Genomic DNA, 25,437 nt, shown 5'->3' with positions numbered 1-25,437 from the left:
CCGTTCCGGTCGAAGTATTTATTCGGTCTTCTTAAACGGCTCAATAAAATGATTAAAGGCGCTGGTGCGAAACAGGTCGCGCCGGAATACAAAATGGACCTTGGAGCTGCGATAACGCTCGGGGATTTGGAAAGCCTGCAATCTCCCGGCATCCACCCAGTCCTTAACGGAAGACTGCGTTAGCAGCGAGATACCCAGCCCGGCGGCCACACCGCCCATGATGGCTTCCAACGTACCAAACTCCATAATATTCATGGGTCCCACGTTCTCTTCATGAAGCCATTGCTCCAACCGTTCACGATGGTAGCAGCCCTTGCCAAAGAACAGCAGCGGTTTGGTGAGCAAATCGTGAAGCACAGCCTCCGTCGGTTCCGAGATGAGGACAAGCTCCTCGTCAAAGGCCCGGATTTCGTCAAAGTCCGGGTAATCCAGAGGCCCGCTGATAAACGCCCCGTCCAGTTCATACTCGTTCAGGGCTCGAATCAAGTCAGCTCTATGGCCTGTAATTAATGACAATTTCACGTCAGGATACCGTCTATGATAATCCAGCATGATACCGGGTAGATGTACCGCGGCTGTGGTTTCCGATGAGCCGATCCGCAGCGGACCCGACGGTTCTTCCGAGAATTGCGTCGATTTCACGGCTTCGTCAAGCAAACGCGTAATCTGATCGGCATATTTGAGCAGATTACAGCCGGCCGAAGTTAAGGCAACGCCGCGGCTGAGCCGATAGAACAGAGGCGTGTTCAGCTCGGATTCAAGCTGCCGGATTCTAGCGGTCACGTTCGATTGCACGTAACCTAGGCTGGCGGCAGCCTTGGTTATATTTCCTTCACGGGCAACAGCCTGGAATATTTTCAGATCCCCACTCTCCACCTTAGGAGCCTCCTTATATCCATCATTCATAGTGATGGCTCGAATCTTATTTAATTATTTTACATGATATGAAGGTCGGAATAAACTGAGGATACACTTGGTTAAGGAGAGGGGAATTCATGGCATGAGCAAACCGCGTATGCTGTTTCTGACGATATTTACGATGCTGGTCGCTGGACTTAACTTCCCGATCGGCAAAATTGCGCTCTCCTTCGGTTCCCCATTCGTACTGCTGGCGATCCGGTTTGTGGGAGCGGGACTTCTGATGCTGCCCTTCATTGTAAGACGGCCCCATCCCAAGAGCGGCGCTGCCTGGCTGAAGCTGGCAACGATCGGGCTGTTTCAATCGGCACTCGTGATGAGTGGCATCTACCTGAGCATGCAGACGATATCCTCTGGCAGCTCCTCGGTTCTGTCCTCCAGCAACCCAATCTGGTTCATCGTGTTCAGCTTCCTGATCTTCGGTATAAGGTACCGTCTTCTTCAGTGGGCGGGCGTGATCATCGGTTTTATCGGCGTGTTCATTACGCAAGGCTTGGAGATGCAGATGCAGAGCGGATTTTGGTTTGCGCTGGGCGCAGGGATTGCTTGGGGCATGGCGACGCTGCTAAGTTCCCATTGGGGCAAGGAGTTTGACGCTTGGGTCATGGCTGCCTATCAGATGCTGATCGGAGGCATCCTTCTGCTCATCGCAAGTCCGCTGCTGGAACAGCCGCATTTTGTATGGGATTCGTCTCAGATCGTTAAGGAACTCTTTGTTTTGGGCTGGATGATTCTGATGAGCTCGATTGCCCAGTTCGTCACCTGGTATTATGTGCTGCGCAATAGCGATCCCAATAAAGCCAACGTGTATCTGTTCCTTATTCCCGTGTTCGGTGTATTATCCGGATGGCTTATATTAGGCGAGCAGTTGCATTGGTATACCTTGGCCGGCACAGTGTGTATCGGGCTTGGCATTTATCTGGTGAATCGGCCTAGACGAGTAGACAAAACAAAAGATCCATTTGCGATCAGGGAACGGTGCGGTACCGTATAAAGGGCAAGAAATCTAATAAATTCGGATGTAGCAGGTCACAGCGAATGAATTCGTGTGGCCTGTTTTTTGCTATGGCGAACAAAGGTTTTCTCGTCTGAACAGGTATCATGAGAAGCAATAACAAGGATGATGTTCCTAGGAAAACCTCGTCCAAACAAAATAAGTAAATTTTATTAAAAATAAATCCATGTTATATTAAATTTACTAACGCCTTTGGAGAGGGGATAGGATTCATGAGTGGTTTGAAGGAAATTGCAAAGCTCGCGGATGTCTCGGTGTCTACAGTGTCCAACGTGCTGAACGGGCGTAAGAACGTGGGGCGGGAGACGAGGGAGCGGGTGCTGAGATTATGCTCGGAGCACGGCTATTTTCCACATAAGTCAACCAAATCCGATAAAAGCAACACGATTATATTTGTCTTCAGCGACTTTGATCGCGATTATTATTTAAAGATCATCAAGGGGATCAGCCATTGCCTTACGGAGAATGGATACGATCTTATCATCTGTACGAATAAATCCAGCACCAATTTTATGCGCAGTAAATTTGCAAGCGGTACCATAAGCCTCGATCGGAACATGACGGACGAATATTTAGTCTCGGTAGCCACGCCGCAGTTCCCTGTCGTTCTCATGGATCGGATTATTGATAATGAGTACGCCAACACCAAAAGCGTGATCGTGGACAACTACCCCGTGATGTGTGAAATGGTCCAGGCCTTGGTGGATAAACAGTTTACGAATTTTGGATACATTGGCGGCTTGGAGTTTACCCTGGATCACAAGGAGCGGTTCGCCGGATTTATGGATACGCTTGCGAAGAATGGCATCGTGTTTGACCGCCGCAATTACTTTCATGGCGATTACAGCGAGGAAAGCGGATATCAGGCGGCCAAAATTCTGATCCTGAGCAACGCCTTGCCGGAAGTGCTGGTCTGTGCGAATGACAATATGGCTCTCGGCGCGATCAAAGCTTTGGAAGAGAACGGAATACGGGTCCCGGAGGATATCTCGATCACCGGATTCGATAATTCGGATGCGGCGGCGATGGCCGGTTTGACCACGATTGCAATCCCGCGTTATGAAAGCGGTTATTTGGCGGCGAAGGAGCTGCTCGAGATGATCAAGGGCACAACGGGCAGGGAGCCTTTTAAGCTGAATGCCACCATTCAGTGGAGAAAAACGGTGAGATAAACTTTATGAGTAGAACTAGTAAAATATCAAGGATTTTACTTGATATTTTTATGAAAACGCGTACAATTTTTATTGACATTCTAGGTAAACCGCCCTATGATGGGTTTGTAAACGTTTTACTTTATAGAGTCCTTAAGGGGGAGGCGTGTCACTTGAAAAAAGTAAAAAAGGTATTAAGCATACTAACGGCAACGGCTTTGGTTGCGACACTTGCAGCCTGTGGTGGTACATCTGACAAAGATTCTGGGGCAGCATCCGGGGGAGATAAGCTGAAGAAAATTACGCTCTTCCAATCGAAAGTTGAAATTACAGAACCTCTTGAAGCTTTGGTTAAAACCTATAAAGAAGAAACCGGCAATGAGGTTGAGGTATGGGGTGCCGCGGGTGACGCTTATTCGCAGCAGTTGGTAGCGAAGCTCAGCAGCAACCAGGGACCGACTATATTCAGCGTAGCTCCAGGGCCCGAGTCCGAGAAGCTGAAATCCTATTTCTCCGATTTGAGCGGTGAAGAGTATGTTAAGAACATTGCGCCTGATATGGAATTGAAGGTCGAAGATAAAACCGTTGGCGTTCCATACGGCGTAGAAGGTTTCGGTCTTGTGTATAACAAGGATATGGTAGATCCGGCTAACATGAAAGATCTGGATTCCTTCACCAAGACGCTGGAGCAGCTTAAAGCCGACGGCAAGAACGGTTTGAGTTTGTCCCAGGAGGCTTACTTCTTAATCGGACACATCATCAACACGCCGTTTGCTCTACAATCCGATCCGCTGGCCTTTATCGAGCAACTGAACAAAGGCGAAGTGAAGATGGCGGATACGAAGGAGTTCCAAGAGTGGGCAAAATTCATGGACGTGATCAAGGCGAATTCCAAGAATCCGCTGGAAGTGAAATATGATAGCCAGATGGGTGACTTTGCAACGGAAAAAACGGCTATGGTGCATCAAGGCAACTGGAGTTATTCCATGCTTGCGGACTTCGGTGATTTCGGCTCCAAAGTCGGCATGATGCCATTCCCGCTCGCCGGCAATGACAAAATCGCCGTCGGCGTGGCCAGCTACTGGGTCGTAAACAATCAGGCGGATGCTGAGGAAGTCAAAGCTGCGAACGCTTTCCTGAACTGGCTCTTTACTAGCGACAGCGGCAAGAAAGCTATTGTGGACGATTTCAAATTCATCCCGGCTTTAACGAATATTGAAGCAGGCGATCTGGATCCTTTGTCTCAAGCGGTGCACGAAGCAACAACGAAGGGTGAGACGATCACTTGGGCGTTGAACTACTTCCCATCGGGAATCATCACCAATGACCTGGCTCCGGCTACGCAGGAGTACTTCATGAATCCGAGCATGACAGGAGAACAGTTCCTGCAGAAGCTGGATGAAGTGTGGGCGAAAGCATCGAAATAATCGAGGCGGGCGACCATCATCTGATATTACAATTCCATGAAAACGAAAGCCTAGCCTCAGACGTTCTGATGATGAGCGTTAGGCTTTTGTTTTTTCTAACACGACTTCAAGGTTTGATGCCGCCTTGCGGGAATCATCCGGAACGGAAAGAAGGTATGGATTATGAGCAAAAGAAAGGATAAAGCCTGGTTTGCCCTGTTTACGGTGCCGCTTCTGTTTATTTTCACGACCGTGGTCATCATCCCGTTCATTATCGGGATTGTGTACTCCTTCGTTAATTGGGACGGCATTCCGGCGAATCCTAAAGTATTCGTAGGGTTCGACAATTACGTTCAGCTGTTCCAGGACGACCGATTCCTGACATCGGCTTGGCATACGGTTCAATTCACGCTGCTCGCGCTGGTATGCGTCAACGTTCTGGGATTGGGCTTTGCGCTGCTGGTGACGACAAAGCTCCGCTCGAGAAATGCGGCACGGACGATGTTTTTCATGCCGAACCTGATCGGCGGCCTGATTCTGGGTTACATCTGGCAGTTTATTTTTACGGATGCCTTCAGCTTCCTGGGTGAGAAAACCGGGTTGGACAGCGTGTTCTTTAACTGGCTGCTGCATCCGCAGTTTGCACTGTACGCCATCGTCGCCGTATTCACCTGGCAGCTGGCGGGTTATACGATGATCATCTACATCGCGGGCATCCAGGGGATTCCGGATGAGCTGATGGAGGCGGCCAAGGTCGATGGCGCCAACATGTGGCAGCGACTGAAGAGCATTGTGTTCCCGCTGTTAATGCCTTCGTTCACGATCTGTCTGTTCCTGACACTGTCCGGGGCGTTCAAAATCTATGACGTGAACCTGTCGTTGACCAAGGGCGGACCGAGCAATGCGACGGAGATGTTTGCGATGAATATTTTCAACGAGATTTTTGCTTACGGTAATTATGGTTTAGGTCAGGCGAAAGCGATCATCTTCTTCCTGATTGTTGCCGGACTTACGCTGACGCAAGTTATCATCACGAAGAGAAGAGAGGTGCAGATGTAATGAAGAAATCAGGGAAATGGCTGCTTGACATCCTGCTGTTCCTCGTTGCACTGGTCTTCTTGTCTCCGGTCTTCATCATGCTGATTAACTCGTTCAAGGATCGTGCGGAGCTATACGAGAATGCGCTCGCGCTGCCTTCTTCCTTCAGCTTTGAGTATTATAAATTGGCGATGGAGAAGATGAATTTCTTCACCGCTCTGGGTAACTCGCTGTATGTCACCGTCATCTCGGTGATCATTGTCATTGTGCTCGCCTCCATGACGGCATGGATGCTGGTGCGGACGGATAATAAGCTGAGTAAAATCATTTTCTTCACGTTTGTAGCGACCATGCTGATTCCATTTCAGACGCTCATGATGCCGCTGATGCAGGTGATGGACTGGATTCGCAGCAATCTGCACATTCCAATGCTCAATACCCATGAGGGCTTGATCTATATGAACGTCGGCTTTACGTCCAGTATGGCGGTTTTCCTGTACCACGGGTTCATCAAATCCGTGCCGGTTGCGCTGGAGGAGGCGGCAACGCTAGATGGCTGCTCCAAGCTGGGCGTGTTCTGGAGAATCGTGTTCCCACTGCTGAAGAACATCAGTGTGACCATCGCGATTCTGAACGTCATTGCGTTGTGGAACGACTACCTGCTCCCATCGCTGACGCTGTCGGATAAAGGGCTGCGGACGATTCCACTCTCGACCTTCTATTTCTTCGGGGAGTTCACGATTGTGTGGAACCAGGCGATGGCCGGTCTGACGCTGACGATCATCCCGGTTGTCATTTTCTATATTTTCGCTCAGAAATACATCATCAAGGGGATTGCGGCAGGTGCGGTAAAATGAGGGGAATCATTACGAGAGCCGACGATTATGCTTCCAGCCGTTCCGCCAATTTAGCGATTACCCGGACGGTAGAGGCCGGGTTCATCAAAAATGTGTCCATCATGGCGCCCGGCCCTTATCTTACCGAGGCCGCACAGCTGTTGGCGCATCGCAAGGACATCTGCTTCGGTTTCCATATGACGCTGAATGCGGAATGGGATAACGTACGTTGGGGACCTGTTGCCGCGAAGGAACAGGTTCCTTCGCTTGTCGATCGGGCCGGATATTTCTATCAGGACCCGATCCTGTTTCAGGATCATCCGCCTTCGCTGCAGGAGATCCTTGTAGAGTGCGAAGCGCAGCTTAATAAACTGACCACAGCAGGCTTCAATATTTCTTATGTCGATTCTCATATGCTGCCGGAGCGCTTCATACCCGGGCTGCAAGAAGAGCTGGACCGCTGGATTGAAGCGAAGGGGCTAATCAACCATCGCGATTACTATAACTTTTTCCCGGGCGGCGTTCCGGACGGGGTCGAGTCGTTTGAAAGGGTGCTTGGCGGCCTGACGGAAGACCAGTACTTCTTCCTGTCCCATCCAGCCCTATATTCGAAGGAAATGGTGCGGTGCGGCAATGCTCAAGTGGATGGGGAAGAGCTGGCGCGCGGACGCGATCAGGAGGCTTCTTTTCTTGCACGGGAGGACTTAAATGAGATTAGTAAGCGACGAGGTTTTCGTGCTATACGTTATGATGAAGCGGTACCATTACCTGGTGTATAATGGAAGGGCCATAATGAATTTATCTTATGGATACAGGGAGAGGCGAAAGGAAGATGAACATGAAAATGGTTCAATTATTGCCAAGAAGCACCCCCGAAAATCAAGGAATCTCATCGCAGTCTATCGAACGCTTTATCCGATCGATTCAGGAAAAGGAGCTGGAACTCCACAGCTTCATGCTGGTACGGCATGGACATGTCGTAGCGGAAAGCTGGTGGAAGCCGTATGATGCGGACAAACCGCATATACTGTTCTCGCTAAGCAAGAGCTTTACCTCTACCGCGATTGGACTTTTGGTCCAGGAAGGCCGGATTACGCTGGAGGATCGGGTGATCGGCTTCTTTCCGGAATACGCTCCTGAAGATCCCTCGCCGAATCTGTCCGCGATGACGATTCGCGATTTGTTGATTATGGGAACGGGGCACGACCAGGAGCCTGCCATGCAGTCCGATATTTGGGTGGCCGATTTTCTTAAACAAGCGGTTGAGCATGAACCCGGGACCCACTTTGTATATAACAGCGCAGCGACTTACATGCTCTCGGCCATTCTGCAGAAGGTCACGGGCATCACGCTGCTGGATTATTTGCAGCCCCGTCTGTTTGAGCCACTCGGCATTTATGGTGCAACATGGGAAAGCTGTCCGCAGGGGATCAACACCGGCGGATGGGGACTTAAGCTGAAGACTGAGGACATTGCCAAATTCGGTCAGCTCTATCTTCAGAAGGGGGTATGGGAAGGCCAGCGTCTGATCCCGGAAGCGTGGATTGAAGAGGCAACCTCCAAGCAGATATCCAACGGACCTGCGGATTCCTCTTCGGATTGGACTGAAGGGTACGGATATCAATTCTGGATGTGCCGCCACGGTGCCTACCGCGGCGACGGTGCCTTTGGACAATTCTGCGTCGTGTTCCCGGAACAGGATGCGGTGATTGCGATTACCTCCGGCCTTGGAGACATGCAGGCCGTGCTGAATGAGATATGGGAGCATCTGCAGCCAGCGATGGGATCTGATGCGCTGCCGGTCGACACCGGAGCGGAGGCTTCTCTTACTAGAATGCTGCAAGAGCTTAAGCTGGATCCGCCAATCGAAGAGGCGGTATCCCCAATTGAGAAGGACGTCTCCGGGATCGTCTATGATCTCGAGGAGAATGAGGAGAAGCTGCGTTCATTCTCCGTTCGATTTGAAGAAGATGGCGCGGTCATGGAGCTTGAGGGGGAACACGGCATCAATTTGGTTGTCTGTGGTCGTAACGAGTGGAAGTCGGGAACCACGAAGCTAATGATGACGGCGGATAACGAATATGCTGCCTCCATGACCTGGAAGGATGACCGGACGTTGAAGCTGACCATCCGGCTGACAGAGACGCCATTCTACTCAACTACGGAATGCACCTTCGGTGAGGAAGGCATTCATCTTGCGTACTGGATGAATCAATCATTCGAGGGCAAGGTGGTCCGGGAGATTAAGGGCAAGGTTAAGGCGTAGAGCCTGTAAAATAAGCAGCGGCACATAAAAAACCTCTCCATCGTCATGGAGAGGTTTTTTGCATGCCGTAATCAGAATCGCTCTGACACCGCCTTCGCCTGTGTGAACAGGAGCAGGTAATCGCGCCCGCCGGCTTTGGAATCGGTCCCGGACATATTGAAGCCGCCGAATGGGTGGGTGCCCACTAAGGCACCGGTGCATTTCCGGTTCAAATACAGGTTGCCAACATGGAAATCACGCCGCGCCTGCTCCAGGTGGGCGCGGTTGTTCGAGATCACCGCGCCGGTCAGCCCGTAGTCGGTGTTGTTGGCGAATTGGATCGCTTCGTCGAAGGAGGCGGCCTTCGTGAAGGCCACCACCGGGCCGAAGATCTCCTCTTGGGAAATACGGGCGGTGCTGGCCACGTCCGCGAAGATCGTCGGCTGGATGAAATACCCCTCCGGATCGCCCGGAAATCCGCCGAGTACCAGCGTGCCTTCGCCTTTTCCGATTTCGATATAGTCCAGAATTTTACGGTAGGCCTTATCGTCGATGACAGGCCCTACCTGCACCGCGGCGTGTAACGGACTGCCGATAACCAGCTTCTTGGAGCGGTCGATAACCTTCTGCAGCACGGTATCATAGACGTCCTCATGCACGATGGTCCTGGAGCAGGCGGAGCATTTCTGGCCGGAGAAACCGAATGCGGAGGCGGTGATCGCGTCTGCCGCGAGGTCCAGATCGGCCTCACTGTCTACGATAATGGCGTCTTTTCCGCCCATTTCGGCGATGACGCGTTTGATCCATTGTTGTCCGGGCTGTGTCTTAGCCGCGCGTTCCTGAATCCGCAGTCCGACGTCGCGGGATCCCGTAAAGCTGATGAACCTGGTCAGCGGATGATCCACCAGATAGTCGCCCACTTCCTGGCCCGGTCCCGGCAGGAAGTTAACAACGCCCGGAGGCAGGCTGACTTCTTCCAGTAGCTCCACGAATTTGGCGGCAATGACCGGCGTGGTGCTCGCCGGTTTCAGCACAACGGTGTTGCCCGAGACGATGGCCGCCGTGGTCATGCCTGCCATAATCGCGAGTGGAAAGTTCCACGGCGGAATGACGATGCCGACGCCGAGTGGAATGTAATAGAGATGATTTTCTTCCTCCTCATGAACCGTTAGCGGCTGGGGCGCGCTCAGGCGCTGCATTTCGCGTGCATAGAATTCCATGAAATCGATCGCTTCGGCCGTATCCGCATCCGCTTCGGCACGCGTTTTTCCAGCTTCCAGCGTCATCAGTGCGGAGAATTCAAACTTGCGTCGCCGCATGATTGCTGCAGCCTTGTACAAATATCGTGCCCGTTCGCTCGGCGCGGTGTGTTTCCACGTCTCAAAAGTCCGTGCGGCTGTCTGAATGGCTTGTTCCGCAAGTTCGGTATCGGCTTGGGATACAATGCCGATGACCTGACGTTTACGGGACGGATTGACCGACTTTAGGGTACGCTCCGTATGGATTTGGGCACCGCCGATAACCAGAGGGTACGTCTTGCCGAGTTCGGCTTCGACCGCGGATAGCGCAGCATCGTATAACTTGTTGTTCAACTCGTTCTTGAAGTCCAGAAATGGTTCATTCCGAAAAGGTACTCGCATGGAAGGCCCCTCCTTAACATGATATGATTCGGAGCTTTAGGTTTATGGTCCAGCTGCTGAATGCGTCATGGTGGGGTGTTTAGAATCTCTTGGTGAAAAGCTCGATGTTAGATATGTATGTCTTTCTGCATGCCGTCATGATTTTTGCATATGAGTTAAGATAGAGTGCATTTTGGTTTGCCTTTTGCAAAGGGGGAGCTCGCATGGACGGAACCGAACTTTACCGTAAAGTGATCCTAACGGTGTCCGGTAATAAATTCGTGAAGTGGTTGTCGATCAAGTACGGCCGAAAACTGGCGGGCAGATTCATAGCCGGCGATACCTTGGACGAGGCGCTGGATGAAATTGAGAGGCTGAATGAGAAGGGCATTCTCGTCACGCTCGATCATTTGGGGGAGGGTATCACGACGCTGGACGAAGCGGCCGGGTACCGGGAGGAGTATTTGAAGCTTGTAGAAGGGATTGCCAAGCGGGGAGTGAAATCGAACGTTTCGCTGAAGCCGACGCAGATGGGCATGGCACTGGACCCCGAGAAGGCTTACGAGAATATCAAGCTGGTGGCGAAAAAGGCGAAAGAGCACCGCAACTTCGTTCGTCTGGATATGGAGGATTCGCCGTATACCCAGGCGACGATAGACATGACGCTGCGGCTCCATAAGGAGGGGCTGACCAATGTGGGGACCGTGATGCAGGCCTACTTGTTCCGAACGGAGGAGGACGTCAAGAATTTAATCAATGCCGGTGTTAATCTGCGGCTCGTGAAGGGGGCGTACAAAGAGCCGGGAACCATCGCTTTTCAGCAGAAGCGGGAGGTCATTGACAACTATAAGAAATTGATCAAAATGCATTTTGATCAGGGTGCCTACGTTGCGATTGCTTCGCATGATGACAACATCATCGACTGGGTGAAGGTGTTTGCCGAGCAGAGTCACATAGACAAACAGGAATTTGAGTTTCAGATGCTGTACGGGCTGCGGATGAACGATCAGGCAGCGCTTGCACAGGACGGCTACCGCATTCGGTGTTATATGCCCTACGGAACGATGTGGTACCCGTATTTTACGCGGCGGCTGGCGGAGAAGCCAGCCAACCTGATGATGGTGCTCAAAAATATGTTCAAGTGAGCGGGGGAAAACAATCAATTGAAAGCGAAGCGAGGACGGTAGCTCTCTAGCTACTGTCCTAGAAGAAATAATACGCCTCCGAGCAGTCCATCAGGAAGGAACGCTCCAGCGGCAAGCTGCCTAACCGCTTACGAGTGATGTGCTGTTGCCGATTGGTCTCCAGATCGGCGAGCGCCGATACGGCGAGCTGCATCCGGGCGGATCCCCACTGGTGCTGCTTCTGGGCATAGCGAACGGCCTCGGTCACGGACATGCCTTTCAGCCTCGTAAAGACGGCTGCCCAGCGGACTAGATCCGTGAATTCCCTGTTGCTTGGCAGCGCATATTCGGCATAACCGGCCGCGTCTTTGCAGCTGATTTTGAACAAACCGCAGTTCCAATCTCGTTTGCTCCAGGGGATAAAGCGTTCAGCCGAGCCCTGGTCGAAACGAAATATCTCCATATGGTGGATGGGCTCTACACTTAATGTGGGAACTTCGGTTTCGATAACGGATGTCAGTGCAGCCTCGATGAATTTCGTCATGATCTACGCTCCTTTATAGGAATGTTATATGCGCGGCAAATAGGCCTGGTGAGCAGAGATCCCCCGCTCTCCAGGCCTATTTGTCGTTAGAGGCCCTGTTCCAGTGGCCGCTTCCGCTTAAGGCTCGGGTGGTGTTCTCTCTCAAAACGCGCCTACGAGGTTAGCTGACGGATTCGGGCTTGAGAGCACCCTACCGCAGTGCCTGACCATCTAGGCACTGCGGATTCACCCCATTCACCAATAGAAGCTCCATTGGCGATTTTGGTTCCCCCGTCTCCCCATCTGTCGGGAGCTCAGCGTATAACGAATGTTTCGAATAGATGGATGAATCATACGCCGGAGGAAACTAAAAGTAAATGATCATATGGGACGGATATATTCCGAAAATCGATGAAAACTGTATAAGAAAACGTGTACATTCAGTCGTGTCATCGATTATCATGGCAAAATCTCGGTATCTCGATAGATTGCGATAAATACAAGAAAACAAGAGAAATACATAGTATGGAGTAGTATTCGGGAGATAATGAAGCAATACTGGTCAGTTCCTGTTCGACATAACGCCACATGTGTTTTTGCTCACATTTACTTCCTGCAGGGCCAGACGTATGATACGAACTATGAATTGACGGACATCAGCGACAGGCAAACGGGCAGCCGTTCCATGAAGGCCTACAGACAGTGTGAGAGCTCAGTTGGGCTCTTTTATGGATCGAATCTCGGGCGAAGGCGCCATGGGCCTTCGCTGAAATTGCAGGATGATGCGACTCTCACCGCTCGAACCTGATGCTGTGTTGTTTTGCCGGACCTGGATGTTTAGTCAATGGCTAATAGAATAACATGCTACTCGTTTTCAATTTTCGCTGAGTCCTTGAATGGAAAAGGAACGGGGGAACCAGTCGGGAGATGAATCTATCTCTCAGGGGTGAATCCCATGGACAAGATAACGGTCTATGGGTAGGGCGACTCTCACGCCCGAATCCGTCAGCTAACCTCGTAAGCGTATCGAGAGAGGCAACGATTGTCGTGGACTTGGGCCACGGTGTATTTCACCGTGTCCTATTAAGGAGCCTGCGGGAAGAGTTCTTCTCTTTCCACAGGCTTCTTTGTTGTTGTCTTCTCTTTCCGAACTTAGGAGGAGAATAAAAGATGGAGAAATCGCAGGAGTTTATCCTGGTATCCGCACCGAACAAGGCCGGGGAAGAATTTATCCGCCAGCTGATCTTTAAGCGCATTTCGTTTGTGGCCATAGCCAACAACCGGGTTGAACAGGAGAGGCTGCATGAGCTGGGCTGCACCAACATGATACTAATCGATACAAGGGACGAGCAAACCTGGATCATTCCCGAGTTTCCCGTCAGCAAGGTGTTTCTGTTCGAGAGCAGCTTGAATCTATGCTGCCGCTATTTACGGATTTGCCGGACCTGGACCACAGAGTCGATTTATGTGATTACCCATTCCAGCAATCCGCGATTGATATACAAAGGGCTGGGTGCCGATGTGGTGCTTCATACGAACCATCACCAGGTATCCTTCCTGATTTTGTCCATTGTCAGCTAAGGTCTTGGCTGATATCACAACGAGGTTTTAGGAGGTTATATTCATGCAGGATTTATATATGGTGCTCATATTGGGAGGAACCTACGGACTGTTCATGCTGTTCATGTCTTGGTGTGGGCGCGTGGTTTCTGAACCGGAGGCGGATTAACCATGATGATCATTTTGGTATGCACGCTCTTTATTTTTCTGTACTTGATTTATGCGCTGATTCACCCTGAAAAATTCTAGGGAGACAGCTGAAGGAGGAAGGCATTCGCCATGGGCATTTTACAAATTGCCATCGTTATACTCGTTCTGGTGCTGCTGGTAAAGCCGCTTGGAACTTATCTATATCAGGTGTTTCGCAATGAAGGCAATGGAACGGACAGATGGTTCTCCTGGGCGGAGAAACCGATCTTCGCACTGATTGGCTTGAAAGAACGCAAGGGAATGACGTGGAAAGGTTATGCCATCAGCTTTGTGATGACGAATATCGTGCTGGTCGCGGCTGGGTATTTGATTCTGCGGTTGCAGAGAGTACTGCCCTTCAACCCGAATGGCATCGATAATATGGAATCGACCTTGTCGTTCTCTACGATCATCAGCTTTATGACCAATACGAATCTTCAGCATTACAGCGGGGAGTCGGGGTTATCCTATATGGCCCAGATGGCTGTCATTACGATGATGATGTTCACATCTGCGGCAACCGGGCTCTGCGTGGCGATTGCTTTTATCCGGGCGGTGACTAGCAAGGGCTCAACCGTCGGTAATTTTTTTGAGGACTTCGTCAAAGCTCACACCCGGGTGTTCATCCCGGCTGCGTTCATCATTGCAATGATACTGGTTGCGCAGCAGGTGCCGCAGACCTTGCAGCCTACACTCAGCGTCACGACACTGGAAGGTAGCGAGCAGCAAATAGCCGTAGGGCCAGTAGCTGCGCTTGAATCGATCAAGCATCTGGGCACCAACGGCGGCGGGTTTATGGGAGTGAACTCGGCACATCCGTTCGAGAACCCGTCCCCGCTGACCAATGTCATCGAAATCCTGTCCATGTGGAGTCTCGGGGCGGCACTTCCGTATACGTTCGGTTTATTCGCCAAGAGCCGCAAACAGGGCTGGATTATTTTCTCGGTGATGATGACCTTGTTTATCGCTTTCCTGTCGCTGAACTATGCCGCTGAAACCAATGGCAATCCCTCGCTGAACCGCTTGGGCATCGATGCCTCGCAAGGCAGCATGGAGGGCAAGGAGGTCCGGTTCGGGGTTGCTCAATCTTCTCTGTTCACGACGGTGACGACCGCGGCCACAACCGGGTCGGTCAACAACATGCATGATACACTCACGCCGCTTGGAGGGATTACGCCGCTGTCCCTGATGATGCTGAACTCTGTTTTTGGCGGAAAGGGCGTTGGGCTGATGAATATGCTCATGTACGCGATATTGGCGGTGTTCCTGGCCGGTCTTATGGTTGGTCGAACCCCCGAATTTCTAGGCAGAAAAATCGAGGCGCGGGAGATGAAGCTGATTGCGATTGTTATCCTGGTGCATCCATTTATCATCCTAGCTCCGACCGCCCTTGCGCTGATGACGGATGCAGGGCAGGCAGGCATTACCAATGCGGGCTTTCATGGCATCTCGCAAGTATTGTACGAATACACGTCTTCCGCTGCCAATAACGGTTCCGGATTTGAGGGTCTGTCAGATAACACGCCGTTCTGGAACATTACAACAGGACTGGTCATGCTCTTCGGCCGTTACATTTCGATGATTGCCCTGTTGGCGGTGGGCGGCTCGCTGATGCGGAAGCAATGGGTTCCCGAGACGCTTGGGACGTTCCGGACAGATAATAAGCTGTTTGCCGGCATTCTCATTGCAGTGGTTCTGATTATCGGTGCATTGACCTTCCTGCCTGTACTTGTGCTTGGTCCGATTGCTGAGCATCTGACGATCCGTTAATAGAAAAGGTGGCCTATTACCATGAATAATACGAGAAAAAAAGTGATGTCCAAAGAGATGGTTCGTCAGGCGCTCAAGGAGAGCTTCACGAAGCTGAACCCCGTCCTGATGATGAGAAATCCGGTCATGTTTGTGGTGGAGGCCGGCACCCTGGTTGTTTTGCTGATGACGTTATTTCCGTCCTATTTCGGGACAGAGGGCAGTATCGGATTTAATCTGACGGTGTTTGTGATTTTGCTGTTGACGCTGCTGTTCGCTAACTTCGCAGAGGCTCTTGCCGAAGGACGCGGCAAGGCGCAGGCCGACTCCCTTAAGCAATCCAAGCAGGAAATGACGGCTCATAAAGTGATGGAGAACGGAGGGGTACAATCCGTACCATCCACGGATCTTCGCAAAGGAGATATCGTGATCGTTACGCAGGGCGAGATGATTCCCGGGGACGGGGAGGTCATTGCGGGCCTTGCGTCCGTTGACGAATCGGCGATTACCGGCGAGTCCGCGCCCGTCATTAAAGAAGCCGGCGGCGATTTCAGTTCGGTTACCGGGGGTACCCGGGTTGTCAGCGATACGATCAAAATCCGGATTACGAGCGATCCGGGGGAATCGTTTATCGACCGAATGATTTCGCTTGTTGAAGGAGCCGCCCGCCAGAAGACGCCGAATGAAATTGCTCTGAACACGTTGTTGATCGTCTTAACGCTGATTTTCCTGATCGTTGTCGTTACGCTCGCACCGATTGCGAAGTATCTTGGCATCGAGCTGTCCGTTCCGGTGCTGATCTCGCTGCTGGTGTGTCTCATCCCGACCACGATCGGGGGGTTGCTGTCGGCGATCGGGATTGCCGGCATGGACCGGGTGACGCAGTTCAATGTGCTGGCGATGTCGGGCAAGGCGGTGGAGGCAGCCGGTGACATCAATACAATGATTCTGGATAAGACGGGTACGATTACGTTTGGTAACCGGATGGCCAGCCAGTTGATTCCCGTCGACGGTGAATCGCTTGCCTCGGTTTCCCAGTGGGCAGCCGTGAGCTCGCTGCAAGACGAGACGCCGGAAGGACGCTCGGTATTGGAGCTGCTGAAGAAGGAAGGACTCGAAGTGGATGAAAGCATGGCGGCTGGGGCGGAATTCATCGAATTTAAGGCTGAGACCCGGATGAGCGGCATGGATCTGCAGGATGGACGGAAAGTCCGCAAGGGTGCGGTGGATGCCGTCAAGGCGTGGGTGCAGTCGCAAGGAGGTTCCATCCCTTCGGATTTGACGCCAAACAGTGACGCCATCGCGACAGAGGGCGGAACTCCGCTCGCTATCGCCGTGGATAACCGCATCTATGGTCTGATCTACCTTAAGGATACCGTGAAGCCGGGCATGAAGGAACGGTTTGAGCAGCTGCGCCGGATGGGCATCAAGACGATTATGTGCACGGGCGACAATCCGCTCACCGCGGCGACGATTGCCCGTGAAGCAGGTGTCGATGATTATATCGCCGAGAGCAAGCCCGAGGATAAGATTGCCGTCATCCGCCGAGAACAAGCCGAAGGGAAGTTAGTAGCGATGACCGGTGACGGTACGAACGACGCCCCGGCGCTGGCCCAGGCCGATGTGGGGCTGGCGATGAACAGCGGTACCACCGCAGCCAAGGAAGCGGCTAATATGGTGGATCTGGATTCAGATCCATCGAAGATTATCGAGGTGGTTGCCATCGGCAAGCAGCTGCTAATGACGAGGGGCGCGCTGACCACGTTCAGCGTTGCGAACGATGTCGCCAAATATTTTGCCATCATACCGGCGATGTTTGCAGCCGCCATACCAAGCATGAATGTTCTCAACGTCATGGGACTGGGTTCTCCCATGTCGGCGATTCTGTCTGCGCTGATCTTTAATGCCGTCATTATCCCACTGCTGATACCGCTTGCGATGAAGGGCGTAGCCTATAAGCCAATGAGTTCGTCGAAGCTGCTTCAGCGCAATGTGCTGATCTATGGCTTAGGTGGCGTGATCGTACCCTTTATCGGGATTAAGCTGATCGACATGATCGTCCATCTGTGGATTTAGATATGATCATCGTAGCGGGCATATCGAGATAACTCGAAGATTGCTTTACGTGGAAGATATCAAGGGAAGGATTGAGGAATTATGAATAATCCATTGCAGCAATCATCACCGGCGCCTCATACTAAGGCGGGTTCCGCCCGTGTCTCCCTGGGCATTGCCGTAAGAACGAGTCTTGTATTTATCGTGTTATGTGGAGTTCTCTATCCGCTGGTTACGACAGGAGCTGCGCAGCTGCTCATGCCGAAGCAAGCCGGCGGCAGCTTGGTCACGGATTCCGGCGGAAAGGTGGTTGGCTCGGAATTGATCGGCCAGAACTTTACGGAACCTCAATATTTTCACGGCAGGGTTTCCAGCATTGAATACAACGGAGCCGGCTCAGGCAGCAATAACTACGCACCTTCCAATCCGGATTTGATCGAACGAACGAAGGCTTCGATTGAAGCATGGAAGGAGAACAATCCGGACGTTCCGGTGAGCAAGGTGCCGATGGATCTGGTAACGAATTCCGGCTCCGGATTGGATCCTCACATATCGCCTCAGGCAGCGGATATTCAGATTCCGCGGATCAGCAAGCTGACCGGAATTGCGGAGGCAGAGCTTGATCAGCTGGTAAAGGAACATACGGAGGGACGGGACTTGGGCGTGTTTGGTGAACCGCGTGTCAATGTATTGAAGCTAAATCTGGCTCTTGCCGAGCTTCTTGATTGATCATGGACCCATTTCGGAGAAAATCGCCGGAGGAAATCTTAAGGTCGATTGCGAAGCTCCACCATGGGAGACTCAAGGTATATATCGGGGCTGTGAGCGGTTCGGGAAAAACCTATCATATGCTTCGCGAAGGACAAACTCTGAGGCTGCAAGGCATCGATGTCGTCATATGTGCCGTATCCACGATGCAGCGTCCGGAAACGGTGGAGCAGGTCCGGAATTTGGAGCGGGTGCCCAGCATTCATTGGGTGGAGGACGGCGTAGAGAAGAAGGATCTTGATCTGGATCTGCTGGTGCAGCGCAACCCGGAGGTGGTGCTTGTTGATGGGCTTGCCCATCGGAACCGGAAGGGAGCGCGGCATGCCACGCGGCTGGATGACATCCGATTCCTGTTAAGTCGGGGGATCAGCGTCATCACGACGGTCAACGTGTATGAGCTGGAGGACGTGCAGGGCATTGCCTCCAAGCTGACAGGCATTAAAGCCAGCCATACGGTACCGGCCGATACGCTGGAGAGCGCCGATGAGGTGGTGCTCATTGACGTAACACCCGAAACGATGCTGGAACGGGCACAGGATGGCCTGCTTGGAGGCGGCAGCGTATGGAAGCAGGGCAATCTGGCCGTGCTCCGGGAGTTGACGCTCCGTCTTGTTGCTGAAGGAGTGAGCCATTCGCTGGAGCGGTACCGCAAGGAACATGGGCTCGTCGGTCCATCGGGAGCCCTTGAGCGAATACTGGTGTCCACCCAGTACCATTGGAACGGGTCTATCTATATGCGACGCGGGCAGCAGATCGCGAAGCGATTAAACGGCGAGCTGTTGGCCGTCACGTTTGTGAAACCGGGATTGGAGCTTACCAAAGAACAGGCTGCCTTTAAGCGTTCCATGGTTAAGCTCGCAGTGCGGATCGGTGCCAAGCTGGAGGAACTTCCCCTCCGTTCCCGGAGGAAGCTGGCTGACGTGCTTGTTCAGTATGCGGTGGAGCACCATGTTACACGCATTGTTCTTGGCCATTCGAAGCAGACGCGCATGCAAGAGCTGTGGCAGGGCTCGATCCTTCAGGATCTGCTGAAGAAGACGCGTGGGATGGATATTTTTATGGTGGCAGATCGGGCGGCACATGACGGGGAGCGGATCATCCCGGCTCGGCTCCATCCGCAGCGGCTCCCTTCCGAATCGTTCCATCGCTTGAATGAACAAGAGCTGGACCGGAAGATGGAGCAGGTCAAGCGGGGGCGGTTTAAAGTCTATATCGGGGCTGCCCCGGGTGTGGGCAAGACGTATGCGATGCTGCGCGAAGGCAACGATCTGCTGAAGAAGGGATTGACGGTTCTGGCTGGATTGCTGGAGACGCACGGCCGGAAGGATACGCGGGCACAGGTAGCTGATCTGGAGGTTCTTCCGCGAAAAAGGGTGGACTACCGGGGATCGCTCCTTGAGGAGATGGATACCGATGAGATCATTCGCCGCAGACCGGACGTGGTCCTCGTGGATGAGCTGGCGCATACGAACGTGCCTGGGAGCAAGTACAAGAAACGGTATAAAGATGTGCTGGACATTCTGTCGGCCGGCATTTCCGTCATTACGACCGTGAACGTGCAGCATCTGGAGAGCTTGAATGATGCTGTCGAGCAGATTACAGGCGTCCGCGTCCGCGAGACGATACCGGATCATATTCTGCAATCGGCCGATGAGGTCCAACTCGTCGATGTGACGCCGGAGTCTCTGCAGCAGCGGATGAAGGACGGGAACATTTATGCGAAGGAGAAGGTGCATCAGGCACTCAGCCATTTTTTCAAGACGGGAAACCTTATTGCCCTAAGAGAGCTTGCCTTAAGGGAAATTGCCGATGATGTGGACGAGAGACTGGAATCCTGGCAGCGCAGCGGCTCGCTTCGGGGGCCGTGGAGGCGCGAGGAGGTTATCTATGTCATGGTTGGCAGGGGCCCGCAAGCGGAGCGGCTCATTCGACGCGGCTTCCGGATCGCTCATCGGCTGAAGGCGAACTGGTATGTGGCGTTTCCTCTGGAACGTCATCACAGTCTGTCCCATGACGACGAGCAGCGCCTGACGGCGATTCAGACATTAACGGAGCGACTTGGGGGAACCTTCATGATGCTGCCGGTAAAAAGGGGGCCAGCATGCGCCTTTTCTTCTCAATTGGTCGCAGCAGCAGACGAGGTTAAGGCAACCCAATTCATTATCGGCCAGCCGCAGATGGCCGGATGGAAGCTGTGCGCTCAGAGGAGAATGATCCGGGGCCTGCTAAGAAGCGCAAGGCATATGGATGTGCTCGTAGTTGCGGATTACGATCCGCATATTTGATGGTTGAACTGCCGGGAGCTGAATGCTTTGAGAGCACCGGTGAGTCAGGAAACGGTGGAAATGCTGAAAGTGCAGGAAGAGCAGGAAGTGCAGGAAGAGCAGGAAGTGCAGGAAGTGCAGGGAACGCGGAAAACGCAGGAATTGCAGGAATCGCAGTAAGCGCGGATAACGCAGGAATCGCGGATAACGCAACATTCCGGAAACAAGAACGCAGAGAACCCAACAAATGCGGAAGCGGAAAAACTCAAGCAATACGAGCGTGAAAATACTAGCGCAAATGACACGGATAACACCAAAAGGGGGCTGTCCCATAAGTAAGTTTGCTCACTCGATAACAGCTTGATAGGTGAAAAAGCAGGGGGAATAAAAGAATGGCGGTGCCAGGGAGGTCATCCCTGCACCGCCATTTCTGTACCTCATCCGCAAATATCCTGTATTAAACAATCAACTCTGGAACCTCTTTTAGATTTGCAATATTCCTATATGCCCCTGGACGATTCCCACTATTGGGCTCGTACGGATTTGATTCCGTTCCGTCAAAAAGTAGGCGGAGTAGAAACTGCTATTAGCAACGTTTCGCCTTCCCAGATATTCTTATAACTATGGGGGATTCTGGCATCATAATAGATGCTGTCCCCTTCTTCGAGCCTATAACGTTCATTGCCCAGTACAAACTCCAAACGCCCGGAGTGAACAAATAGAAATTCCTCGCCATCACTATGGCCGACGCTGACGTCGCCGTAAGCTGCTCCTTCCTCCAGCACTCCCCATATCGGCCCCATTTTGTTGCTGCTTCCTTGGCTGAGCGCGTACCAGGTAATGCGGGAGCCTTCGGAATGCACCAAAGGTTTACGCTCATTTTTTCTAACGACAATGCTTCGATTCTCCTCACCAAACAAATCCGTAAAATTCACGTTTAATGCATTCGCTATGCGCTTCAGAACGCTGATGGACGGATTCGCCTTATCGCGTTCAATTTCACTGAGAAAAGACAAGGATATGGAGGCTGCTTGGGCTACCTTCTTAAGCGTTAATTTCTGTTTTTTTCGTGTACTTCGAATTGCTTCTCCGATCGAATTCATGTGCCAGTCTCCTAAATTTCGAAATTATTTCGCTGACAGCGAAATTTACTATTTTATAATAGGTGTAAATATGAGCAATATCAAGCTCTTTTACTAGGGCGGAATTACGGTGTAAAAACGTTGATTTGGCGCTATTATTGGACTAAGATTTAATCAAGGTTGACGATCGAATTTCACCCGGGTATCTGCACATCGTTCACTCAACAGAATAATTTTCATTTACAGCGAAACTTTTGAAGGTAACAAGATACTAATCACATGATTGCAACAGAAAACCGTTCCTTGTTACTCGAATTCATAGAAACGTGTCAGAAGGACGAAAGGGGCATAAAAGAATGACTACCGAAATTCCCAAAGTCTATCAAGTAGGTGATGTTACCGTTACGCGTGTCACGGAAATGATGCTTGGCGGTATTCCGCCAGAAGTGTATTTTCCGGGATCGTGGGACCGCATGTTCCTGGAGGAGAATCGGGACTCTCTTCTGTCTGGCCTGATCGATGGCAATTCTCAGCTTATCGTTAGCATTGGAACATGGGTGGTGAAAACCACGAACCATACGATCCTAATCGATACAGCTACAGGGAACGATAAAAATCTGCCTCTTAATCCGGACCTTGCCAATCTCCAGCTCCCTTATCTCGAGCGGCTGAAGGAGGCGGGGGTTACGCCGGAGGAAGTGGACTACGTTCTGCTGACGCATCTTCACGTGGACCATGTTGGTTGGAATACGAAGCTTGTGGACGGAAAATGGGTGCCGACTTTCCCAAATGCCAAATACGTATTTCCCCTCGCGGAGCAAGAATATTACTCCAGCGAGGCCAGCCACAACAAAGCAAACGAAGTAAACTTTAACGTTTACGAAGAAAGCGTATTGCCCGTTGTCGAAGCTGGCTTAACGCAAACCATCGGCCCTGAGGGCGGGCATTTTCTTGAAATTTTCAAATTCATTCCGACACCCGGCCACAGTATCGGCCAAATGTCCATCAGTCTCAAATCTGACGGAGAAGAAGCTTTGTTTGGCGCCGATGTGATGCACCATCCGTTCCAGGTTTTTAATCCGGACTGGAATTCCATGTACTGCGAATTTACCGATCAAGCCCGTATTTCACGGCTTCAGGTACTGGAATACATCGCGGATCGCCCGGTCATTTATTTCAGCACGCATTTTCCGGAAAGCGCGGCGGGATACGTGACTCGAAACGGCGACGGCTACAAGTGGGACTTTATTTAATACGACCTGACGCAAACACAATACGAAAGGTGCTGAGCTTATGACAAACCATGATTTTCTTAACGATGTAACCATCTTGACCGAAGACCTTCGTATCGCGAGCGATACACCCGGGATTGAGCTTTATGTACGAAATAAACGGCCAGCTTCCATGAATACCTTCTCTAACGAAAAAACAATCGTGATGGTTCATGGCGCTACCTATCCAATAGGCAGTCTGTATGACGTGGAGCTAGACGGTTTCTCTTTCCTAGACTACCTTGCCAGCCATGGCTATGATGTTTACGCTGTGGACGTTCGCGGCTACGGCGGCTCGACAAGGCCGCCTGAGATGGAGCAGCCTGCCGACCTTAATCCTCCGTTGGTCCGTACGGAAACGGGAGTTCGAGATTTTGGTACAGCAGTGGACTACGTTTTGAAACGCCGAAATTTAACGAAAGTCAATGTTTTGGGAATGTCTTGGGGAGGAACGGTTGCGGGAGCTTATACCAGTCAAAACAACGATAAAGTAAACAAGCTTTCGCTTGTTGCCCCACAATGGTTGAGCTCTAAACCGGTTCCTATCGATACCGGCGGTCCGCTTGGTTCGTATCGCCTTGTTGCTGCCGGCGGCACGAAGGAACGCTGGCTAAGCGCCGCGCCAGAACATAAGCGCGGCGATTTGATTCCGGATGGCTGGTTTGAACAATGGGTCAAAGCAACTCTTGCTTCCGACCCGGGGAGCCTAACCGATCATCCTGAGCATATTCGGGCGACCAATGGCCCTATCCTGGATATTCGCGAATACTGGACGGCAGGTAAAGCTTTCTATGAGCCAAAAGAAATCACTGTTCCCGTCCTTCTTGTCCATGCGGAGTGGGATATCGATGTGCCCCTTGAATTGGCTCAGAATTTCTTCACTTCCCTGACAGGAGCTGCCTATCGCCGCTGGGTCGAAATCGGAGAAGGAACGCATATGGTTTTGCTGGAGAAAAACAGGCTTCAGGCTTTTCAAGCCATCTGCGGTTTCTTGGATGAAACGTACGGGCCAGCGAAGTAAATATGCCACTGCAAGAGCGGGTTTTAGTTTTATCGCTTGCCTAATTTAGAGGCCCGCGGCATTGTCGCCTCGGGCTCTTTATTCACCGAATTTACAAAAGACGGAGAGGAACTTAATACAATGAGCCACACCGCAATAACAACAACGAAAGCACCTGCAGCTATCGGTCCTTATTCGCAAGCCATCGCTTTTGGAGATGCCATCTATACGTCGGGCATGCTTCCGATTGATGCTGAAGGAAATCTCAAAGAAGGCATCGTGGACCAAACCCATCAAATATTAAAGAACCTGCGGGCCGTCTTAGCGAAGGCTGGATTTTCTTTGGAAGACGTTGTAAAAACATCCGTTTTCATGACGGATTTAGAGCAATTTCAACAGATGAATGAAGCGTACAGCCAATATTTCATTGATCATCACCCTGCCAGAACAACCGTAGAAGTGTCCAGACTACCAAGAGATGCTGGGATTGAAATCGAGCTTATCGCAGTTAAACGCATTTAAATCTGCCCCATTATCCGTATTTCTTTGAAAGAAGGCGCATCTGTTTGCGATCTTATTTGCTTCTCTTGTTTTGTGCAACACTTTACGGGAGCAATTTCGTATTAGGCTCGCTGCTACTGCAAGCATTTCCCGCCTTGCACCTGTCGGCATACCGACTTATGGTTTCATCGGTATTCCTGCTTATATATTTGATTGCAACCCATCGCTTGACGAAGATTACGTTCCGTGACTCCGTTTATTTGGTACCATTCGCTCTTATCGGGATGCTGCTGCACCAAGTTTCTTTCTTTACGGGACTTCGGACAACGGACGCAACGACAGCTTCGCTCATCTTATCGTTAGCTCCGATTTTCACAGCGCTGTTTGCCCGCTTATTTTTGAGGGAACCGTTTACGATACGTATGACCGCAGGCTCGATTGTTGCCCTTGCCGGCGTCTTCTTCGTTGTTGGACATGGCGAAAGCTTAGGCATTGACATCACTGAAGGCATCTGGATCATGTTTATCTGTATGTTGGCATTATCGGGATCTATTATCCTAATGAAAAAACTGACCGAACGTATGGACTCGTTTGTCGCAACCGTGTACACCACAGTGCTGGGGTGTATTACCGTATACCCGGTAGCGGTCTGGAGCGAGCCTCATGTGCAGGTGGAGCCTGGCTTCTGGTGGTGGGTTCTCTTAATCGGATCAGCGCTGCTTATTCAAGGCTTATGCGCGATCATCTGGAATGCACAGATCCGCAAGGTGGGGGCTGCTAAAGCCTCCCTGTTTCTGAATTTGCAGCCGTTTGTCGCCATGGTTTTAGGTTATATCACGCTCGGCACCCCGGTTTCCTTAACGCAAGCGGGAGGATCTGTTCTAATTATTTGCGGCGTAGTTCTAGCTACCTTACAGGGGTACAAAACAAGGAAAACGCCTGACGATAAGCTGGAATTATCCCCTGCGGAGAGGTAATGGCCTATTCTTAAAAATTTATAGGTACGAAAGCAACATTATCGAAGCGAGCTAGAAGGCGGCAATTGACCAAAATACAGAAATGGTGGTGGGGCGGGTGGACCGCAGGGGCCCCCCCATAGTTTATTGCCCGCGCTTTTGACCCA

General features: G+C 51.5%; 23 protein-coding genes and 2 riboswitches. Of the genes, 19 read left to right on the top strand and 4 right to left on the bottom strand.

Annotated elements, in window-relative coordinates; translation table 11 throughout:
• Positions 1-18: 18 nt before the first annotated feature.
• Positions 19-876 (bottom strand): LysR family transcriptional regulator, encoded by an 858-nt coding sequence (locus ACOZB4_RS21690; protein WP_379408628.1) that lies wholly within the window; start codon positions 874-876, stop codon positions 19-21.
• Positions 877-1,000: 124 nt separating this feature from the next.
• On the opposite strand from ACOZB4_RS21690, the gene ACOZB4_RS21685 reads away from it, so the two are divergent.
• The 7 genes from ACOZB4_RS21685 (at position 1,001) to ACOZB4_RS21655 (ending at position 8,630) form a co-directional block, all read left to right on the top strand.
• Entirely contained in the window at positions 1,001-1,912 is a 912-nt protein-coding gene (locus tag ACOZB4_RS21685) for a DMT family transporter (protein WP_379408637.1), read from the top strand.
• A gap of 233 nt (positions 1,913-2,145) precedes the next feature.
• On the top strand, positions 2,146-3,105 hold the full coding sequence (locus ACOZB4_RS21680) for a LacI family DNA-binding transcriptional regulator (RefSeq protein WP_071219137.1): 960 nt from the start codon (positions 2,146-2,148) through the stop codon (positions 3,103-3,105).
• 152 nt (positions 3,106-3,257) lie between these two features.
• On the top strand, positions 3,258-4,511 hold the full coding sequence (locus tag ACOZB4_RS21675) for an ABC transporter substrate-binding protein (protein WP_076322451.1): 1,254 nt from the start codon (positions 3,258-3,260) through the stop codon (positions 4,509-4,511).
• 162 nt (positions 4,512-4,673) lie between these two features.
• A complete protein-coding gene (locus ACOZB4_RS21670) occupies positions 4,674-5,549 on the top strand; it encodes a carbohydrate ABC transporter permease (protein WP_379408650.1) in 876 nt (291 codons plus the stop codon).
• On the top strand, positions 5,549-6,385 hold the full coding sequence (locus ACOZB4_RS21665) for a carbohydrate ABC transporter permease (protein ID WP_076322448.1): 837 nt from the start codon (positions 5,549-5,551) through the stop codon (positions 6,383-6,385). The genes ACOZB4_RS21670 and ACOZB4_RS21665 overlap by 1 nt, the downstream gene beginning before the upstream one ends.
• The gene (locus ACOZB4_RS21660; protein WP_379408656.1) at positions 6,382-7,143 is read left to right on the top strand and encodes a polysaccharide deacetylase family protein; all 762 of its coding nucleotides are present in this window, start codon (positions 6,382-6,384) and stop codon (positions 7,141-7,143) included. Before ACOZB4_RS21665 ends, ACOZB4_RS21660 begins: the two co-directional genes overlap by 4 nt.
• Positions 7,144-7,202: 59 nt before the next feature.
• Positions 7,203-8,630, top strand: coding sequence for a serine hydrolase domain-containing protein (locus ACOZB4_RS21655; protein WP_379408659.1), 1,428 nt, complete (start codon positions 7,203-7,205; stop codon positions 8,628-8,630).
• A gap of 71 nt (positions 8,631-8,701) precedes the next feature.
• On the opposite strand, the gene pruA is transcribed toward ACOZB4_RS21655, so the two are convergent.
• Positions 8,702-10,249: an L-glutamate gamma-semialdehyde dehydrogenase gene (pruA, locus tag ACOZB4_RS21650; protein WP_379408661.1), complete on the bottom strand. Its 1,548-nt coding sequence runs from the start codon at positions 10,247-10,249 to the stop codon at positions 8,702-8,704.
• Between the two features lie 203 nt (positions 10,250-10,452).
• Between pruA and ACOZB4_RS21645 the strand changes: the two genes are divergently transcribed.
• Positions 10,453-11,373 (top strand): proline dehydrogenase family protein, encoded by a 921-nt coding sequence (locus ACOZB4_RS21645; RefSeq protein WP_076322444.1) that lies wholly within the window; start codon positions 10,453-10,455, stop codon positions 11,371-11,373.
• Positions 11,374-11,431: 58 nt separating this feature from the next.
• Here the strand turns inward: ACOZB4_RS21645 and ACOZB4_RS21640 are convergent, their stop codons facing one another.
• Positions 11,432-11,896, bottom strand: coding sequence for a hypothetical protein (locus ACOZB4_RS21640; RefSeq protein ID WP_379408666.1), 465 nt, complete (start codon positions 11,894-11,896; stop codon positions 11,432-11,434).
• A 133-nt stretch (positions 11,897-12,029) separates the two neighbouring features.
• Positions 12,030-12,205: riboswitch (cyclic di-AMP (ydaO/yuaA leader) on the bottom strand.
• A gap of 542 nt (positions 12,206-12,747) precedes the next feature.
• A riboswitch (cyclic di-AMP (ydaO/yuaA leader) is annotated at positions 12,748-12,915 on the top strand.
• Between the two features lie 130 nt (positions 12,916-13,045).
• Here ACOZB4_RS21640 and ACOZB4_RS21635 point away from each other — a divergent pair.
• The 7 genes from ACOZB4_RS21635 to ACOZB4_RS21605 all read left to right on the top strand — a co-directional run bounded on the left by ACOZB4_RS21635 (position 13,046) and on the right by ACOZB4_RS21605 (position 20,640).
• Positions 13,046-13,456, top strand: coding sequence for a hypothetical protein (locus ACOZB4_RS21635; protein ID WP_379408669.1), 411 nt, complete (start codon positions 13,046-13,048; stop codon positions 13,454-13,456).
• 150 nt (positions 13,457-13,606) lie between these two features.
• Positions 13,607-13,684: a potassium-transporting ATPase subunit F gene (locus ACOZB4_RS21630; protein WP_076322684.1), complete on the top strand. Its 78-nt coding sequence runs from the start codon at positions 13,607-13,609 to the stop codon at positions 13,682-13,684.
• 30 nt (positions 13,685-13,714) lie between these two features.
• Positions 13,715-15,394 (top strand): potassium-transporting ATPase subunit KdpA, encoded by a 1,680-nt coding sequence (gene kdpA / locus ACOZB4_RS21625; protein ID WP_379408675.1) that lies wholly within the window; start codon positions 13,715-13,717, stop codon positions 15,392-15,394.
• A 21-nt stretch (positions 15,395-15,415) separates the two neighbouring features.
• Positions 15,416-17,449 carry a potassium-transporting ATPase subunit KdpB gene (gene kdpB / locus ACOZB4_RS21620; RefSeq protein ID WP_379408682.1) on the top strand — a complete coding sequence of 678 codons (2,034 nt, stop codon included), beginning with the start codon at positions 15,416-15,418 and terminating at the stop codon, positions 17,447-17,449.
• Positions 17,450-17,530: 81 nt separating this feature from the next.
• Positions 17,531-18,157 carry a potassium-transporting ATPase subunit KdpC gene (gene kdpC / locus ACOZB4_RS21615; protein WP_379408686.1) on the top strand — a complete coding sequence of 209 codons (627 nt, stop codon included), beginning with the start codon at positions 17,531-17,533 and terminating at the stop codon, positions 18,155-18,157.
• Between the two features lie 2 nt (positions 18,158-18,159).
• Positions 18,160-20,481: a histidine kinase gene (locus tag ACOZB4_RS21610; RefSeq protein WP_339293465.1), complete on the top strand. Its 2,322-nt coding sequence runs from the start codon at positions 18,160-18,162 to the stop codon at positions 20,479-20,481.
• Between the two features lie 27 nt (positions 20,482-20,508).
• Positions 20,509-20,640 (top strand): hypothetical protein, encoded by a 132-nt coding sequence (locus ACOZB4_RS21605; protein ID WP_379408690.1) that lies wholly within the window; start codon positions 20,509-20,511, stop codon positions 20,638-20,640.
• Between the two features lie 377 nt (positions 20,641-21,017).
• Here ACOZB4_RS21605 and ACOZB4_RS21600 read toward each other — a convergent pair whose 3' ends face one another.
• On the bottom strand, positions 21,018-21,563 hold the full coding sequence (locus ACOZB4_RS21600; protein ID WP_339269766.1) for an XRE family transcriptional regulator: 546 nt from the start codon (positions 21,561-21,563) through the stop codon (positions 21,018-21,020).
• A gap of 335 nt (positions 21,564-21,898) precedes the next feature.
• Between ACOZB4_RS21600 and ACOZB4_RS21595 the strand changes: the two genes are divergently transcribed.
• The 4 genes from ACOZB4_RS21595 to ACOZB4_RS21580 all read left to right on the top strand — a co-directional run bounded on the left by ACOZB4_RS21595 (position 21,899) and on the right by ACOZB4_RS21580 (position 25,291).
• A complete protein-coding gene (locus tag ACOZB4_RS21595; protein WP_379408696.1) occupies positions 21,899-22,795 on the top strand; it encodes an MBL fold metallo-hydrolase in 897 nt (298 codons plus the stop codon).
• Between the two features lie 40 nt (positions 22,796-22,835).
• Positions 22,836-23,834: an alpha/beta hydrolase gene (locus ACOZB4_RS21590; protein WP_379408701.1), complete on the top strand. Its 999-nt coding sequence runs from the start codon at positions 22,836-22,838 to the stop codon at positions 23,832-23,834.
• A 120-nt stretch (positions 23,835-23,954) separates the two neighbouring features.
• Positions 23,955-24,335, top strand: a complete 381-nt coding sequence (locus ACOZB4_RS21585; protein ID WP_076322435.1) for a RidA family protein — start codon at positions 23,955-23,957, stop codon at positions 24,333-24,335.
• A gap of 44 nt (positions 24,336-24,379) precedes the next feature.
• Positions 24,380-25,291 carry a DMT family transporter gene (locus ACOZB4_RS21580; protein ID WP_379408705.1) on the top strand — a complete coding sequence of 304 codons (912 nt, stop codon included), beginning with the start codon at positions 24,380-24,382 and terminating at the stop codon, positions 25,289-25,291.
• The last annotated feature ends 146 nt before the right edge of the window (positions 25,292-25,437 follow it).

This window comes from Paenibacillus sp. NPDC058898, assembly GCF_049316025.1.
GTDB lineage: Bacteria > Bacillota > Bacilli > Paenibacillales > Paenibacillaceae > Paenibacillus_AQ.
Note: the sequence above shows the minus strand (reverse complement) of the source record. Positions and strands in the feature narration are given on the sequence as shown.